This window comes from Couchioplanes caeruleus (genome assembly GCF_023499255.1).
In the GTDB taxonomy this organism is placed as follows: domain Bacteria; phylum Actinomycetota; class Actinomycetes; order Mycobacteriales; family Micromonosporaceae; genus Actinoplanes; species Actinoplanes caeruleus_A.
On the sequence record NZ_CP092183.1, the window covers coordinates 7,586,723 to 7,602,691 of the forward strand.

The window sequence follows — 15,969 nt, forward strand, 5'->3', positions numbered from 1 at the left end:
CCGCCCTCGCGTGGTTTCAGCCCTCGGCGACGACCATGGCCGAGGCGATGCCGCCGTCGTGGGACAGCGACAGGTGCCACCGGTGGATGCCGCGTTCGGCGGCCACCGCGGCGACCGTACCCGAGACGGTCAGCCAGGGCCGCCCGTCCGGATCCGAGACGATCTCGCAGTCGTGCCACCGCAGCCCGGCGGGCGCGCCGAGGGCCTTGGCGACCGCCTCCTTCGCCGCGAACCGGGCCGCCAGCGACTCCGCCGACCGCGGGTTCCCGGACGCCGTCATCCGTTCCCCGTCGGTGAAGAGCCGGTCGCCCAGCAGCGGCGTCCGGTCCAGCGCACGGGCGAACCGATCGACCAGCACCACGTCGATCCCGACAGAGACGATCACACGCCCAACCCTAGCGAAACCCGTTGTCCACAGCCCGGCGTCATCCACAGGCCGGCCCCTTGTCCACAGGCCGGCCCGTCATCCACAGGCCGGCCCCGCGGGCCGCCGGATCTGCCTAACGTCGTCGCCCCGAGTCCTTCACCTTCCGGAGGTTGCCCATGACGCCTGAGCTCGAGATCGACGCCGAGGCCGTGCGCCGCTGGGCCGCGGCGCTGCAGAACGCGGGCGGCCGCCTGCATGCCGGCCCGATGCCGCCGGTCCCGGGCCCGCACTGGTCCAGCACCGATGCGGGTACGGCCGCAGCCGCAGCGGCGCGCCGCGTCCTGATGGCGCTGACCGACGACATCATCGCCACGGGCCGAGCGGTCGTCACGACCGTCGACGACTACGAGACCACGGACGATCGCGCCGCTGCCCGGCTCCGGCGGATCAAGTGACGGCGCTCGGGGCAACCGACCGCGGCCCAGCACCGGCAGGGCCCATCCGCACCGGCCGCGGGCCGGATTCGGCAGCGCTCCCGGCGACCGGCCGCGGGCCGGCCGCTGCGGCGCTCGCGGCCACCGATCGGGGGCCGGCCGCTGCTGCGCTCGCTGCGACCGATCCCGGTGGGTGGCGGGATGCGGCCGGCGACTGGCGGGCCTGGGCGGCGACGGCGGGTCGCTGGGTGGCGGAGCTGCGCACGTGCGCGGCCGGCCTGCGCGCCGCCTGGAAGGGGGCCGCCGCCGACGCCCTCGCCGCCCGGATCGGCGGGCTGCTGCGCCGGCTCGACCTGTTCCGGCTCGGCTGCTGGGCCGCCGACCAGGCCCTCAGCGAGTTCGCCGCCGCGATCACCCGGGCGAAGCCGGGCGGCGACGTCGCGGCCGCGACCGGGGCGGACCAGGCAACGGTCCGGATCCTCGACGGGCTGTTCGAGGCGGCCGCGGGCCCACCGGGCGGCGATCCGCCCGCGTGCACCGCCGGTCCCGCCGAGGTGGCCCGTTGGTGGGCGGCCCTGTCCCCGGCACAGCGGGAGTGGATGTGCGCCACGCGGCCCGGCTGGGTCGGCTCGCTGGACGGCGTACCGGCCGCCGCCCGTGACCGTGCCAACCGCCTGGTGATCGACGGCCTGCCCCTCGAGGGCTCGCTGCCCGACCGGCTCGAGAACGGGGACGGCACGCGGGCGTACCTGCTCGAGGTGGATCCGGCGGGCGACGGGCGGGCGGTGGTCGCGCTCGGCGACCCGGACCGGGCCACCGGCATCGTCACGCAGGTGCCGGGCATGACCGCCGACCTCGCCTCGTACGGCGGCGAGCTGGCCCGCGCCGAGCGGATCGCGGTCCGGGCGGCCGAGCTCGCACCCGAGCGGTCGACCAGCGCGATCATGTGGCTCGGCTACGACGCGCCGGACTTCCTCGGCGAGGCGGCCGGCCGGTCCTCCGCGAACGCGGGCGCTCCGGCGCTGCGACGGTTCCAGGCCGGCCTGCGCGCCAGCCACGAGGGGCCGCCGGCCCGGCAGACCGTCGTCGGGCACAGTTACGGATCGCTCGTGGTCGGCACCGCCGCGGCGGTGCCCGGCTTCGACGCCGACAGCCTCGTCTTCGTCGGCTCTCCGGGCGTCGGGGTGGATTCCGCGAAGGACCTGCACGCTCCGCCCGGCGAGGTGTGGGCGTCCACCTCGCGCTCCGACGTCATCCAGTACGCGGCCGTGTCGCCGAGGAGCGTGGCGGAGGACCTCGTCGCCAGTCAAGCCCGGCCGGCCGGGGCGTTGCTCGCCTTCGGCCGGCCGGAGAACGACCTGTACTTCGGCACCAACCCGGCGGACCCGTCGTTCGGGGCCCGCCGCTTCGTCAGCCAGCCCGGCGGCGGCCACCTCGGCTACTGGGACGAGGGCGGACCGGCGCTCGACGCGCTCGCCGGCATCGCGTTGGGGCGGGGCGATGTCACTCCACGGTGACGGACTTGGCCAGGTTGCGCGGCTGGTCGACGTCGTGGCCCCGGGCCGCCGCGATCTCGCACGCCAGGATCTGCAGCGGCACGGTCGTCATCAGCGGCGCCAGCAGGGTGGGCGTACGCGGCACGGGAATCAGGTGATCGGCGTACGCGGCCACGGCGTCGTCGCCCTCCTCGGCGATGACGATCGTGCGGGCGCCCCGCGCACGGACCTCCTGGATGTTCGAGACGACCTTGTCGCGCAGCACGCCACGGCCGGCCGGCGACGGTACGACGCACACGACCGGCGTGCCCTCGTCGATGAGCGCGATCGGGCCGTGCTTCAGCTCGCCGGCCGCGAAGCCCTCGGCGTGCATGTACGCGAGCTCCTTGAGCTTCAACGCGCCCTCGAGCGCCACCGGGAAGCCGACGTGGCGGCCGATGAACAGGACGGTCGACGCCGTCTTGAGGTCCCGGGCGAGCGCGCGCACGTCCTCCATCTGGTTGAGCAGCGTCCGCAGGTTGTCGGGGGTGCGCTGGAGGCGGGACACCACGGCGGCGACCTCGTCGGCGTACATGACGCCGCGGATCTGCGCGAGGTGCAGGCCGATCAGATAGCAGGCGACCAGCTGGGTGAGGAACGCCTTGGTGGAGGCCACCGCGATCTCCGGCCCGCCGTGGGTGTAGAGCACGGCGTCGGACTCGCGCGGGATCGTCGAGCCGTTGGTGTTGCAGATGGCGAGCACGCGCGCCTTCTGCTCCTTGGCGTGCCGCAGGGCCATCAGCGTGTCCATGGTCTCGCCGGACTGGCTGATCGCGATCACCAGTGTGGAGCGGTCCAGCACCGGGTCTCGGTAACGGAACTCGCTGGCGAACTCCACCTCGCACGGGATGCGGGTCCAGTGCTCGATGGCGTACTTGGCGACCATCCCGGAGTGGTACGCCGTACCGCACGCGATGATGAAGACCTTGTCGACGTCGCGCAGGTCCTGGTCGGTCAGGCGTACCTCGTCGAGCACGATCTCGCCGCGCTCGGAGAGGCGGCCGAGCAGGGTGTCCGCGATGGCCTGCGGCTGCTCGGCGATCTCCTTGAGCATGAAGTAGTCGTAGCCGCCCTTCTCCGCGGCCGAGGCGTCCCAGTCGATGTGGAACTCCTTGCCCGTGGCGGGCGCGCCGGCGAAGTCGGTGATCTCGATGGCGGCCGGAGTGATCAGCACGACCTGGTCCTGCCCGAGCTCGATCGCCTCGCGGGTGTGCTCGATGAAGGCGGACACGTCGCTGGCGAGGAAGTTCTCCCCGTCGCCCCGGCCGACGACCAGCGGCGAGTTGCGGCGGGCGGCCACCACGGCGTCCGGGACGTCGACGTCGATCGCCAGCAGGGTGAAGGCGCCCTCGAGCCGCCGTACGGCCCGGCGCATGCCCTCGGCGAGCAGCTGCGGTCCCTCGGCACCACCGGACTCCCGCAGCCCGCGGATCTCGGCGGCGAGCAGGTGCGCCGCGCACTCGGTGTCGGTGTCGCTGACGAACTCGACCCCGGTGGCCTCGAGCTCGGCGCGCAGCCGGGAGAAGTTCTCGATGATGCCGTTGTGGATCACGGCGACCCGCCCGTCACCGGACAGGTGCGGGTGCGCGTTGCGGTCGGTCGGCCCGCCGTGGGTGGCCCACCGGGTGTGCCCGATGGCGGTCGGACCGGTGGCGATCCCGTCGCCCACCCGCTCCGCCAGGGCCTTCTCGAGGTTGGCCAGCTTGCCCGCCCGCTTCTCCGTCAGGACGGCGGCGCCGTCGATGACCGCGACACCGGCGGAGTCATAGCCGCGGTACTCCAATCGGCGGAGCCCGTCCAGAACGATCTGCAGTGCCGGCCGATTGCCGACGTATCCCACGATCCCACACATGTGGGGCAGCGTAGCGGACTTCCGCTCACGGGTCCTGCGCAAGAACCATACTTTCGCGCATCGTACGTGAGCGAAAGGGCCGTTCGGCCGGGTGCGGGCCACCTCCCGGCCAGGTCACGGGGGTACGCGACACGACCGGGTGATCCCTCTCTGGCGGCGAAGGCGTACCGTCGGGCCGACGCCTCCCCGGGAGACACCATTGAGTTACCCACCGCCACCGGACCCCACGCGCCCGCTCCCGCCCGAGGAGCCCGCCTCGGGGCAGCCCTGGTCCGCGCAGTCGGGCGCCCCGCTCGCGGCGCAGCCCCCGCAGCCGCCGGCCACCCCGCAGTTCCAGCCCGGGTACGCGCCCCTGCCCACGGCCGACAGCCAGGCGAGCGCCCCGCCGGACGGCTACCCGCCGACGTCACAGTTCCCGCCCGTGCAGGACGCCTATCCCCCGCCGCCGGGCAGCTACGACACCCCGCCGCCGAGCGGCTACGGCACCCCCGCGCCGGGCAGCTACGAGCCGTCCCAGCCCGGATACGGCACGCCGCCCCCGGCCGGCTACGGGCCACCTCAGCCCGACTACGGCACCGCGCAGCCCGGCTATGGTCCGCCGGGGTACGGGCCGCCGCCCGGGTACGGGCCGCCGCCGGGATACGGCGCCCCGCCACCCCGGCCGCCGAAGCGCAGCAACACGCCGCTGGTGGCCGTACTGATCGCCGTCACACTTCTGCTCTGCGCGGGCGGCGTGACCTCCGCAGTGCTGCTGGTCAACCGGGCCACCGACAAGGCCAAGGCGGCCATCGACTCGCTGCCCACCGCGGTGCCGACCGAGGACGTGCCGGACCTTCCCGACGACCTCCCCACCGACCTGCCGACGCTCCCCACGGACCTGCCGACCGACATCCCCGGCCTGCCGACCGGCATCCCGAACGCCCCGGGCAAGGGCGCGGCGATCAAGGTCGAGTACGAGATCACCGGCGACGGCCCAGTCGAGATCGTCTACATGGACGAGCTGGGCAAGGACCCCAAGCGGGTCCGCAACGCCTCCCTGCCGTGGCGCAAGAAGGTGACCTTGCACGGCTCGGCGCTGATCTCCGTCGTGGCGGTGCGCGGCAGCACGTCGGAGGGCACGATCTCGTGCCGGGCCACGGTCGACGGACAGGAGGTCGCCCAGAAGACCAGTACGGGCACCTTCATCACGGCCACCTGCAGCAAGGTGATCTTCTAGGCGCCCGGACCGGCGCGAGCCGTCGCCCGCCCGCTGCCGTGAGCGGCCGCTCACCCGTAGGCTGGCGGGCGTGACGTCGTCGATCTCGGCGGACCCGCTCGTCGGCCGCATGCGCCCGTTCGGCACCACCATCTTCACCGAGATGTCCGCGCTGGCCGCCCGGACCGGCTCGGTGAACCTGGGACAGGGCTTCCCGGACACCGACGGCCCGCCGGAGATGCTCGCCGCCGCCGCGGAGGCGCTGCGCTCCGGCGCCAACCAGTACCCTCCGCTGCCCGGCATCCCGGCGCTGCGCCAGGCCATCGCCGCCCACGAGGAACGCTTCTGGGGGCTCGGCCGCGACCCGGACACCGAGGTGGTGGTCACCGCCGGCGCCACCGAGGCGATCGCCGCCGCGATTCTCGCGCTGTGCGAGGCGGGGGACGAGGTGGTCTGCTTCGAGCCGTACTACGACTCGTACGCGGCGTCTATCGCCCTCGCCGGCGCGGTTCGGCGGCCGGTCACGCTGCGGCCGGGGCCGGGCGGACGGTACGGCCTCGACGAGGGTGAGTTGCGTGCCGCGTTCGGGCCGCGGACCCGCATGGTGCTGCTCAACTCGCCGCACAACCCCACCGGCAAGGTCTTCACCGCGGACGAGCTGGCGCTCATCGCGCAGCTCTGTCAGGAGCACGACGTGTACGCCGTGACCGACGAGGTCTACGAGCATCTCGTGTTCACCGACGCCGCCACGCCGCACGTACCGCTGGCGTCCCTGCCGGCCATGCGCGAGCGCACCCTGCGCATCTCGTCGGCGGGCAAGACGTTCTCGTGCACGGGCTGGAAGGTGGGCTGGGCGACCGGCCCCGCGCACCTCGTCTCGGCCGTGATGCGGGTGAAGCAGTTCCTCACGTTCGTCAACGCGGGACCGTTGCAGCCGGCCGTCGCGGTGGCGCTCGCCCTGCCGGACACCTACTTCGCGACGTTCCGCGACGGCCTTCAGGCGCGCCGGGACCGGCTGGTGGCGGGGCTGACCGCCGCGGGCTTCGCCGTTCTGCCGTCGGAGGGCACGTATTTCGTCACCGCCGACATCACGCCGCTGGGCGGGACGGACGGGGTGGCCTTCTGCCGTAAGCTCCCGGAGCGCTGCGGCGTGGTGGCCGTGCCGACGCAGGTCTTCTACGACCACCAGGAGTACGGGCGCCACCTCATCCGCTTCGCCTTCTGCAAGCGCGAGGACGTCATCGACGAGGCCGCCCGCCGCCTGAGCTCCCTGGCCTGAGGAGAGGCGCCCCGGCCCAGTGAGCCGGGGCGGAACCCACGATCAGGCGGGGCTGGCTGCCCGCACCTCGTCGGCGACGCGCTCCGCGACCGTACGGGCCTGCTCCTCGGTCTCGGCCTCGACCATGACCCGGACCAGGTGTTCCGTGCCGGACGGGCGCAGCAGCACCCGGCCCGTCTCGCCCAGCTCGTTCTCCGCCAGCGCCACCGCCGCCTGGACCGTGGGGGCCTGTGCGCCCGCCTCGCGGTCCTTCACCGGCACGTTGATCAGGACCTGTGGGAGCTTGTGCACCACCGCGGCCAGGTCGGCCAGGGACTTGCCGGTCGCCGCGATCGTGGCCATCAGGTGCAGGCCGGTGAGGACGCCGTCGCCGGTCGTGGCGTACGCCGGCATCACGATGTGGCCGCTCTGCTCGCCGCCGAGGGCGTAACTGTTGGCGTTCAGCTCCTCCAGCACGTACCGGTCGCCGACCTTGGTCTCGACCAGCCGGATGCCCGCCTGCTTCATCGCGAGCCGCAGGCCCAGGTTGCTCATCACCGTCGCGACCAGCGTGTCGTCGGCGAGCGTGCCCGCGTCCCGCATCGCCAGCGCCAGGATCGCCATGATCTGGTCGCCGTCGACGACCTCACCGGTGGCGGTGACCGCGAGGCACCGGTCCGCGTCGCCGTCATGGGCCAGCCCGAGGTCGGCGCCTTCGCGGAGGACCGTCTCGCGGACCGCCTCGAGGTGGGTGGAGCCGCAGTTGTCGTTGATGTTCAGCCCGTCCGGCTCGGCGTGGATGGCGATGACCTCCGCGCCGGCCTGCTCGTACGCGGCCGGGCCGACGTCGCTGGCCGCGCCGTTCGCGCAGTCCACGACCACCTTGATGCCGGTGAGGCTGTGCGGCGTCGAGGCCACGAGGTGTTTCACGTAATGCTCGGCGCCGTCGAGGAGGTCGTGCACGCGGCCGACGCCGGCGCCGGTGGGCCGCCCGACCAGCCCGTGCCCGTCGGTGACCGCCGCCTCGATCCGCTGCTCCAGCTCGTCGGGCAGCTTGAGGCCGCCGGGAGCGAACAGCTTGATGCCGTTGTCGGGCATCGGGTTGTGCGAGGCCGACAGCATGACGCCGAGGTCGGCCTGGGCCTGTCCGACGAGGTACGCCACGGCCGGCGTGGGCAGCACACCGACCCGTACGACGTTGGCCCCGGCACTGGTCAGCCCTGCGACGACCGCGGCCTCCAGCATCTCGCCGCTGGCCCGCGGGTCACGGCCCACGATGGCGAGCGGCTGATGGCTCCGATCGGTCTCGATGAGGACCCTGGCGGCCGCTACCGCGACCGAGAGAGCCAGTTCCGGCGTCAGGAGGTCGCCGTTGGCGAGCCCGCGTACGCCGTCCGTGCCGAAGAGTCGCCCCATGGAGCCGTTCCTTTCGCCGGTCCTGTCCCTGTCCAGTAAAGGCGGACCGGTGCGTTGTTCGGGGAGGGAAACGGGAAACGGCCGGGCGCGCCTCCAGCGAAGGGGCGCACCCGGCCGTCCCGGTCAGACGTGGTGCAAGGCGAGCGCTGCGATCAGCGCTTCGAGTACTGCGGAGCCTTACGGGCCTTCTTGAGGCCGTACTTCTTGCTTTCCTTGACCCGCGCGTCACGGGTGAGGAAGCCGGCCTTCTTGAGCGCCGGACGGTCGTCGGGCTCGTTCTCGATGAGCGCACGGGCGATGCCGAGGCGCAGGGCGCCGGCCTGGCCGGTGATGCCGCCACCGCGGAGGTTCGCGATCACGTCGAACTGCTCGGCCTTCTCGGCGGTGCTCAGCGGCTCGCGGATGAGCTGCTGGTGCACCTTGCTCGGGAAGTAGGCCTCGAGGTCACGGCCGTTGCAGGTGATCTTGCCGCTGCCGGGGATGAGCCGCACCCGGACGATGGCCTCCTTGCGGCGGCCCACGGTCTGGATCGGACGGTCACCCGGACGCGGCGCGCGCACGGCCGGCGCGGGCGCCTCGACGACCACCACGGTCTCCGCGGGGGTCTCCTCCGCGGGCGCCTCGACGGTCTCGACGACCTCGGGCTCGACGATGTCGGACATGCTGTTTCCTTCGCCCGCGCTCACTGCGCGATCTGCTTGATTTCGAACGGCACCGGCTGCTGAGCGGCGTGCGGGTGCTCGGCGCCGGGGTAGACCTTCAGCTTCTTGAGGATCTGGCGGGCGAGCTTGTTGTGCGGGAGCATGCCCTTGACGGCCAGCTCCACCGCGTGCTCGGGCCGCTTGGTGAGCAGCTCCTCGTAGCCGACCTGCTTGAGGCCACCCGGGTAGCCCGAGTGCCGGTAGGCGACCTTGGTCTGCCGCTTGTTGCCGGTCAGCGCGACCTTGCCGGCGTTGATGATCACCACGAAGTCGCCGGTGTCGACGTGCGGGGCGAACGTCGGCTTGTGCTTCCCACGCAGGAGGGTGGCGGCGTGGGTGGCCAGGCGGCCCAGAACGACGTCAGAAGCGTCGATAATGTGCCACTGACGCTCGATCTCACCCGGCTTCGGGCTGTACGTACGCACAGAATTACCTTGTCTCGTCGTCGGTCTGGGGGCGCGCGCTGGTCGTGAGAGCACGAACATCAAGCGTACCCGAACGGGAACGCTCGCAGCTGTCGCACAACAGCAGGCAACAATACCCGCCGGCGCGGCGCACGGTCAAAACGGGCTGAGCTGTAGAACGTCAAGCGTGGAACGTCAGAGGCCCGCCAGGCCGACGGACCGCACAACTTACCGGGCCCAGGATAGGCCGTGACCCACGGCACGCCGACAGCGGGTGACGTGATTCCACCCACGATGGGGACCCGCGGGCATGAATGCCTCTTAGCAGGCTCGAAACATACGGGACGCGAGGCCGAAATTCCCCACCGGCACGCTTCGGTCATGGCAAGCGGTGCGGCCCCGGCGACGCGGCCCGGACGGACGTCCGGCGACGCACGCCACCGCACGGCCGGCCCAGGTGCGGCCTCGGCGAGCAGGTTCGGACGACGGTCCGGCGACGCTCACCGCCGCACCGGACAGGAACCACCGCCAGGGTTGAGGACGGACCTGGCGGTGCCCGCCGGAACGGGTGACCGCTCCGGCGGAGAAGAGTCGCGGCGTGCGCCGGCCGGAGGTACGGCGGAGAACGTAGGCGTGACATGGGAGCGGGTCGACGCTGAGGACGGCGTGCTCCGGGCGTGCCCTTCGGTGGACCGGCCGGCCACGCCGCGACTCGAACAGCCGTCCGACGACCTCCGCACGGGCGCCGGATGACGGAACGTACCGGGGGAACGCGCAAATCCGTGATCACGCCGTCGGCGCTCACGGAGCCGACGGCGTCGCTGGCCGGGTACACGATCGGGGTGACCTCGGACCGGCGCCGCGACGAGCTGGCCGGCCTGCTGGAGCACCGCGGCGCCCGGGTCGTGATCGCCCCGGCGCTGCGCATCGTCCCGATCGCGGACGACGCCGAGCTGCGTGCCGCGACCCGCCGGTGCCTGACGACACCACCAGACGTCGTGCTGGTCAACACCGGCATCGGGATGCGGGGCTGGATGGAGGCCGCGGAGGGCTGGGGGCTGGCGGAGGCGCTACGGGCGGTGCTCTCGGGCGCATACCTGGTGGCGCGGGGGCCGAAGGCGAGGGCGGCGGTCCGCTCCGCCGGTCTGCAGGACCAGTGGTCGCCCGAGGGTGAGGGCTACGAGGAGGTCGTCGACCACCTGACCCCCCGGGGCCTCGCCGGGCTCACCGTGGCGACGCAGCTGCACGGCGAGAGCCAGCCGGAGTACACCGAGGCGCTGCAGGCGGCCGGGGCGCGGGTGATCGACGTGCCGGTGTACCGCTGGGCGCCACCGATCGACCCCGCGCCGCTGCACCGCCTGGTGGATCTCGTCGCCGGCAGGCTCGTGGACGCCGTCACGTTCACCTCGGCACCAGCCGTCGCGGCCCTGCTGCGGGCCGCCGGTCCCAGCACCGAACCGCTGCTGGACGCGCTGCGCCGCCACGTGCTCGCGGCGTGCGTCGGACCGGTGACCGCGGCTCCGTTGCGCAAGCACGACGTTCCGGTGGTCGCGCCCGCGAGGGCCCGGCTGGGCGCATTGGTACGCACGATCGTCGACGAGTTGCCGAAGCGGGCGGTGAGCCTCGAGGTGGCCGGCCATTCGCTGACGTTGCGGGGCCACGCGGCGATCGTGGACGGCAACTTGAAGCCCCTGGCCCCCGCGCCGATGGCGGTGCTGCGGGCGCTCGCCGCCGCGCCCGGGCGGGTGCTGTCCCGGGCGGCGCTGCTGCGTACGCTCCCCCGCGGCGCCGACGAGCACGCGGTGGAGATGGCCGTGGCGCGGCTCCGGGCCGGCCTGGGCGCCCCGGGTGTGATCCAGACCGTGGTCAAGCGCGGATACCGCCTGCCCACCTGACCCGCCCGTGGGGCGACATCAGGTGGGCAGGCGGACGACCGCTATCCGACCGGGGTCGGGAAGCCGCGTTCCTGCTCGGCCACGAGCGTGCGCATGGCGTGCTCGACGACCCCGACCAGCACCTGCTTGACGGAGTCGCGGTGCCGGGCGTCACACATGATCAGCGGCACCTGAGGCGCGATGGCCAGCGCCTCACGCACCTCCTCGGGCTCGTACCGCGGCGCGCCGTCGAAACAGTTCAGCGCGACGAGGTACGGCAGGTGACGGTTCTCGAAATAGTCGAGCGGCGCGAAGGCGTCGGAGATGCGACGGGTGTCCACCAGCACCGCGGCGCCCACGGCTCCCCGGATCAGCTCGTCCCACATGAACCAGAAACGGGTCTGGCCCGGGGTGCCGAACAGGTACAGGATCAGGTCGTCGGCCATGGTGATGCGACCGAAGTCCATCGCCACCGTGGTCGTCTCCTTGCCCGGCACCTTGGACGCGTCGTCGATGCCCTGTCCCGCCGAGGTCATCACAGCCTCGGTGGTCAGCGGCTCGATCTCGGAGACCGCGCCCACGAGCGTGGTCTTGCCCACGCCGAAGCCACCAGCGATGACGATCTTCGCGGAGGTGATCTCCTTGGGTTGCGCCCCCGCCCGCTCAGAGCTTGCGAAGTCCACTCAACACCCTTTCCAGCAGATCCATCCGCTCCGTGAACCCTTCCTTGGGAGCGGCGCTGTGCAGCGACAGCATCCCGTCGGCGACCATGTCGGCGACGAGTACCCGGGCGACACCCAGCGGGAGCCGGCTGTAGGCCGCGATCTCGGCCAGCGACTGCGCCCGTGGCTCGCACAGCACGGCTATGCGGTACTTGTCGTGCCCGGCGAACCGGGCTTCCTGAACGGCGGCCTGGCTGGCGACCAGGACCGCCTCGATGGGAATGTCCCGGCGCGGCTCCGTCCGGCCCCGGGTGACCGCATACGGTCGGACCAGGTTGCCGCGGGGGTCGTGCGGCTGTCCCATCGAACGGTCACCTCCTTTGCGAGCTGGACGTAGGGACGTGCGGGGTCCTTGCTAGACCTGGTGGGCGACGGCCTCACGCGGCGCCGGCACCAGGGCGGCGCCGACCCGCTCGACGAGCAGCGCCATCTCGTAGCCGACCTGGCCCACGTCACAGCTGCGGGCGGCCAGGACGGCCATCGACGATCCGTCGCTGATGGACATCAGGAAGAGGTACCCGCTGTCCATCTCGATGATCGTCTGTTGCACCGCGCCCGCGTTGAACATGCGGGAGGCGCCGTCGGTGAGGCTGACCACGCCGGAGGTGATCGCCGCGAGCTGGTCGGCACGGTCCGCGGGCAGATCCCGCGACGAGGCCAGCAGCAGGCCGTCGGCGGAGACCGCGACCACGTGCGCGATCCCGGCCACGCTGTCGGCGAAGTTGCTGAGCAGCCAGCCCATGTCCTGCATGGTGGGGGGCCTGGTCACTGTCCGTTCTCCTTCGGAGCAGGGGCGCCCTCGGCAGCTTCCTCACTGCCGGCCGTACGCCCTCGTTGCACGCCTCGGTGGTACGCGGAGAGGAGCCCACGCACCTCATCCGGGCTGCGCCGTGTCTGGTTTCGGGGAGCGGTCTGCACGCCGCCGGGCACGAGCTGTGCCTGGGGCGTCCGCTTGGGCAGCCCGGAACGGGTGGTGTCGGTGACGGTGGGTGCCGCCGCCGCCATCGCCCGCTGCCATCCTTCGTCGGCCGCGGTGCGCCAGGCGTCCTCGGCCGACCTGCGAGGCCGGGGCACGGACTGGTTACCGCCGTCCGGACCGGCGTCGGCCGGCCGCGAACCATTCTGCCCCGCCGTTTCGGCACCGGCGGCGACCGGCGCCGGGGACGCCGGGGCGGCCGGGACCGCGGGCGACACCGGGACGGGCGGAGCCGTGACGGGCCGGGCGGCCGGGGCAGCCGTCCGGGGTGCCGCGCTCGCGGTCTGCGGCGCGGCGGTGGTGGTCGTGGTGCCGGCCGAGGACGACTGGTTCGGCGGCGGCGCGTAGCCCGCGGTCGGCATGCCCCACTCCTCCGTGATCGGCCCGTCGTGACCCTTGAACCAGCTCTGTTGCATCTGCAGGAAGATCGGCGCCGCTTCCGGCCGCTCGTCCTGCTGCGCCGCGGGAGGCGGAGGCGGGGGCGGCATGGCCGCGAGCGCTGCGCCCCAGCCGTTGGGCTCGGGACTCGCGGGCCGGCGCGGGGCCGTACCGGCGTCCGGGGTGGTGAACCCGACCGCCGGGTTCAGCGGCCGCGACACCTGGGTGTCGGCCGCCGAGCCCTGCATCGTCGGGTACGCCATCGTCGGCGAGCCGGCCACGCCCGAGTCGTACGCCGAGGTCCCCGCCGGCACCGGATCGACCGGCTGCGCCACCCGGGTGGGCAGCGGCGGACGCTCGTCGGCGCCGCGCTTGGGCAGCGCGGGCCGGTTCGGCGTCGGGAAGCCGTCCCCCTGCTGCGGGCGCTGCGAGGGCTGCACCGGAAGCTGGGGATGGCTCGGGATGTCGGGCTGCCGCGGCGGCGCGGAGATCGTCGGCGGGCCGCTCCGGTCGGCGGCGGGGAAGCTGTCGGAGCGGTGCTGCCACGGCTCGGGTGCGATCGCCGGCAGGGTGGCCGTCGCCGCGCCGCCCCGGCCCAGCGGCATCGGGTCGTTCCAGCCGGAGGGCGTCGGCTCGAGCTGGCGGTTGCCGCGCGAGGGCGGGTCCAGCGGCCGGCTGTTCGGCAGCACCACGATGTGGTTGGGCAGGATCACCTGCGCGACCGTGCCGCCCTCGATGTTGGCGCGCAGCTCGACGCGGATGCCGTACCGGTTGGCGAGCCGGCTCACGACGGCGAGACCCATCAGGCGGAACGCGGCCACGTCCACGTCGGGCGTCTCGGCGAGGCGGCGGTTCAGGCTGTCCATCTGTTCCTCGGACATCCCGAGCCCGCGGTCCTCGACCTGGATGACCACGTAGTCGCGGATCCGGCGGCCGTCCGCCACCACCACCGTGTTCGGCGGCGAGAAGCGGGTCGCGTTGTCGAGCAGCTCGGCGACGAGGCGGACCACGTCGTTGACGGCGACGGCGCTGATGGCGATGTCGGTGTCGACCGTGCCGAACTCGATGCGGTTGTAGAGCTCGACCTCGGACTGCGCGGCGCGCAGCGCGTCGACCACCAGGGCGTCCTCGCGGCGCGGGGCGCTGGAGTCGGCGCCGGCGAGGACCAGCAGGTTCTCGTCGTTGCGGCGCATCCGGGTCGCGAGGTGGTCCAGCTCGAAGAGCTGGGCGAGGCGCTTCGGGTCCTCCTCGCCCCGCTCGATCTGGTCGAGCTCGCCGATCATCCGGTCGACCAGGCTCTGCGAGCGCCGGGCCAGGTTGAGGAACATCGCCGAGACGCTGGTACGCAGCGCGGCCTGCTCGGCGGCGATGCGGACCGCCTCACGGTGGACCACGTTGAACGCCTGCGCCACCTGGCCGACCTCGTCGCGGTTGCTGAGCCGGATCGGGTCGCGCACCTGGCGCACGATGTCGTCGGCGCCGCCCTCGCCCAGGTTGCGGACGTCGCGCAGCCGGGCGACGGCGTCGGGCAGGTCGCGGTTGGCCACTGCGAGGGCGCCCTCCCGCAGCCGGCGCAGGGAGAGGTTGAGCGAACGGGCGAGCAGCACGGCCAGGGCCACGGCGATGATCAGCGTGAGCAGCACCAGGGCGGCCTCGATGGCGGCCTGCCGGGTCACCGAGCCGCTCTCGTCGCTCGCCTGCTGCAGCGCCTGGCTCTCGAGCCGCTGCTCGGCCCAGCGCATCAGGTCGACCACCGAGCCCATCGACTGGGTGATGTCCTGCGGCGGCACCGCGTTGCCACGGGTGAGCCGCAGCGAGACCTGGTCGGCCAGGTTGACCGCGTCGCCGGTGACGGTGTTGTCGACGAGCGCCTGCTGCTCCGGCGTGGCCACCAGGGCGAAGCCCTCGAGCGCCTCCTGCTGGCTGGTCTGCGTCGCGGTGAAGACGGACAGCTGCTCGTCGCTGACGTCGCCGGCGACGCGGGCGGCGTACGCGACCGCCTCCTGCTCGGCGGTGCCCGCCTTGGCGCGGGAGAACGCCGAGACCGCGCGCAGGCTGTCGGCGACCTTGCCGGCGCCGGCGTACTGGCTGAGCACCTCGCCGTAGCCGACGAGGTCGGTGATGACGACGCCGTAGCGCAGTACGGCCTCGGACACGGCGATCTGGTCGCGATCCGTGATCTTCTTGCGGGTCGCGTCCATCGTGCGCAGGTGGTCGTCGATCCGGGCGAGCCGGTCCTCCACGGCCGGCGGCGGCTCGTCGAGCGCGCGCCGGTCCGTCGTGTACCTCTGGATCCGCTGATCACTCTGGGCGATGACGGCGTTGTAACCGTCCGGCTTCGAGCCGGGGGTCGCCAGGTACTCGGCGGCCGCCATCCGCTCCCGGTGCAGGTACTGCGTCAGCTCCGACACGTCGGTGGAGAGCCGGGTCAGGTCCTCCACCTGGCTCGCATCGAGTGCGCGGCCACCGACGTCGATCAGCCGTACGGTCGCCAGGGCGAGCACGGCCAGCAGCGGCACGAAGAGGATCATGGCCAGCTTCGAGCGGATGCGGGCGTCCCGCAGCCGCGGCAACCGGCCGCGGCGCTCGCGGGTTCCGGCGCCGCCATCCCTGCCGCCGTCGTCACTGCCTGCGGCAGGATCGGCGGCGGAGCCCGCGGGATAGGTCGAGGCCTGGGTCGAAGAACCGGTGCTCACGACATCTCCTCGCTGATCTTCCCCGCATCTCTTCGCCCGCCCGATCGCCGGCGTCCGGGCCCGGCCGTTGGCTGCGACAAGGCTGGTGCCGCACGCGGCACGGCCGCGATTTCATCAGAGTCGGCAACCCTTTGGGAAGTCCGAGACATCCCGGAAACAGG

General features: G+C 73.0%; 14 protein-coding genes. 5 read left to right on the forward strand and 9 right to left on the reverse strand.

Annotated elements, in window-relative coordinates:
- Positions 1–16: 16 nt before the first annotated feature.
- Positions 17–385 (reverse strand): holo-ACP synthase, encoded by a 369-nt coding sequence (locus COUCH_RS34950; RefSeq protein ID WP_249609431.1) that lies wholly within the window; start codon positions 383–385, stop codon positions 17–19.
- 158 nt (positions 386–543) lie between these two features.
- Between COUCH_RS34950 and COUCH_RS34955 the strand changes: the two genes are divergently transcribed.
- The gene (locus tag COUCH_RS34955) at positions 544–822 is read left to right on the forward strand and encodes a hypothetical protein (protein WP_249609432.1); all 279 of its coding nucleotides are present in this window, start codon (positions 544–546) and stop codon (positions 820–822) included.
- Between the two features lie 227 nt (positions 823–1,049).
- Positions 1,050–2,318 carry an alpha/beta hydrolase gene (locus tag COUCH_RS34960; protein ID WP_249609433.1) on the forward strand — a complete coding sequence of 423 codons (1,269 nt, stop codon included), beginning with the start codon at positions 1,050–1,052 and terminating at the stop codon, positions 2,316–2,318.
- Here the strand turns inward: COUCH_RS34960 and glmS are convergent.
- Positions 2,305–4,188 carry a glutamine--fructose-6-phosphate transaminase (isomerizing) gene (gene glmS / locus COUCH_RS34965; protein ID WP_249609434.1) on the reverse strand — a complete coding sequence of 628 codons (1,884 nt, stop codon included), beginning with the start codon at positions 4,186–4,188 and terminating at the stop codon, positions 2,305–2,307. The two genes, COUCH_RS34960 and glmS, sit on opposite strands and share 14 nt — an antisense overlap.
- A gap of 199 nt (positions 4,189–4,387) precedes the next feature.
- Between glmS and COUCH_RS34970 the strand changes: the two genes are divergently transcribed.
- Together COUCH_RS34970 and COUCH_RS34975 are read left to right on the forward strand one after the other, a co-directional pair.
- Positions 4,388–5,404 carry an MmpS family transport accessory protein gene (locus tag COUCH_RS34970; RefSeq protein ID WP_249609435.1) on the forward strand — a complete coding sequence of 339 codons (1,017 nt, stop codon included), beginning with the start codon at positions 4,388–4,390 and terminating at the stop codon, positions 5,402–5,404.
- Between the two features lie 82 nt (positions 5,405–5,486).
- Complete coding sequence (locus COUCH_RS34975) at positions 5,487–6,662, forward strand: pyridoxal phosphate-dependent aminotransferase (protein WP_275980151.1); 1,176 nt, start codon at positions 5,487–5,489, stop codon at positions 6,660–6,662.
- A gap of 42 nt (positions 6,663–6,704) precedes the next feature.
- Here COUCH_RS34975 and glmM read toward each other — a convergent pair whose 3' ends face one another.
- The 3 genes from glmM to rplM form a co-directional block, all read right to left on the reverse strand.
- Positions 6,705–8,057, reverse strand: coding sequence for a phosphoglucosamine mutase (glmM, locus tag COUCH_RS34980; RefSeq protein ID WP_249609436.1), 1,353 nt, complete (start codon positions 8,055–8,057; stop codon positions 6,705–6,707).
- 152 nt (positions 8,058–8,209) lie between these two features.
- Entirely contained in the window at positions 8,210–8,719 is a 510-nt protein-coding gene (rpsI, locus tag COUCH_RS34985) for a 30S ribosomal protein S9 (protein ID WP_275980029.1), read from the reverse strand.
- A gap of 20 nt (positions 8,720–8,739) precedes the next feature.
- Positions 8,740–9,183 carry a 50S ribosomal protein L13 gene (gene rplM / locus COUCH_RS34990; RefSeq protein WP_199515800.1) on the reverse strand — a complete coding sequence of 148 codons (444 nt, stop codon included), beginning with the start codon at positions 9,181–9,183 and terminating at the stop codon, positions 8,740–8,742.
- Positions 9,184–9,911: 728 nt separating this feature from the next.
- Between rplM and COUCH_RS34995 the strand changes: the two genes are divergently transcribed.
- The gene (locus tag COUCH_RS34995; RefSeq protein WP_249609437.1) at positions 9,912–11,057 is read left to right on the forward strand and encodes a uroporphyrinogen-III synthase; all 1,146 of its coding nucleotides are present in this window, start codon (positions 9,912–9,914) and stop codon (positions 11,055–11,057) included.
- Positions 11,058–11,098: 41 nt separating this feature from the next.
- Here COUCH_RS34995 and COUCH_RS35000 read toward each other — a convergent pair whose 3' ends face one another.
- The 4 genes from COUCH_RS35000 to COUCH_RS35015 are packed head-to-tail and all read right to left on the reverse strand — an operon-like array spanning position 11,099 to position 15,808.
- Positions 11,099–11,719: a GTP-binding protein gene (locus COUCH_RS35000; RefSeq protein ID WP_249609438.1), complete on the reverse strand. Its 621-nt coding sequence runs from the start codon at positions 11,717–11,719 to the stop codon at positions 11,099–11,101.
- Positions 11,700–12,062, reverse strand: coding sequence for a DUF742 domain-containing protein (locus COUCH_RS35005; RefSeq protein WP_199515803.1), 363 nt, complete (start codon positions 12,060–12,062; stop codon positions 11,700–11,702). The genes COUCH_RS35000 and COUCH_RS35005 overlap by 20 nt, the downstream gene beginning before the upstream one ends.
- 51 nt (positions 12,063–12,113) lie before the next feature.
- Entirely contained in the window at positions 12,114–12,527 is a 414-nt protein-coding gene (locus tag COUCH_RS35010) for a roadblock/LC7 domain-containing protein (RefSeq protein WP_199515804.1), read from the reverse strand.
- Positions 12,524–15,808, reverse strand: a complete 3,285-nt coding sequence (locus tag COUCH_RS35015; protein WP_249609439.1) for a sensor histidine kinase — start codon at positions 15,806–15,808, stop codon at positions 12,524–12,526. The genes COUCH_RS35010 and COUCH_RS35015 overlap by 4 nt, the downstream gene beginning before the upstream one ends.
- Positions 15,809–15,969: the final 161 nt, after the last annotated feature.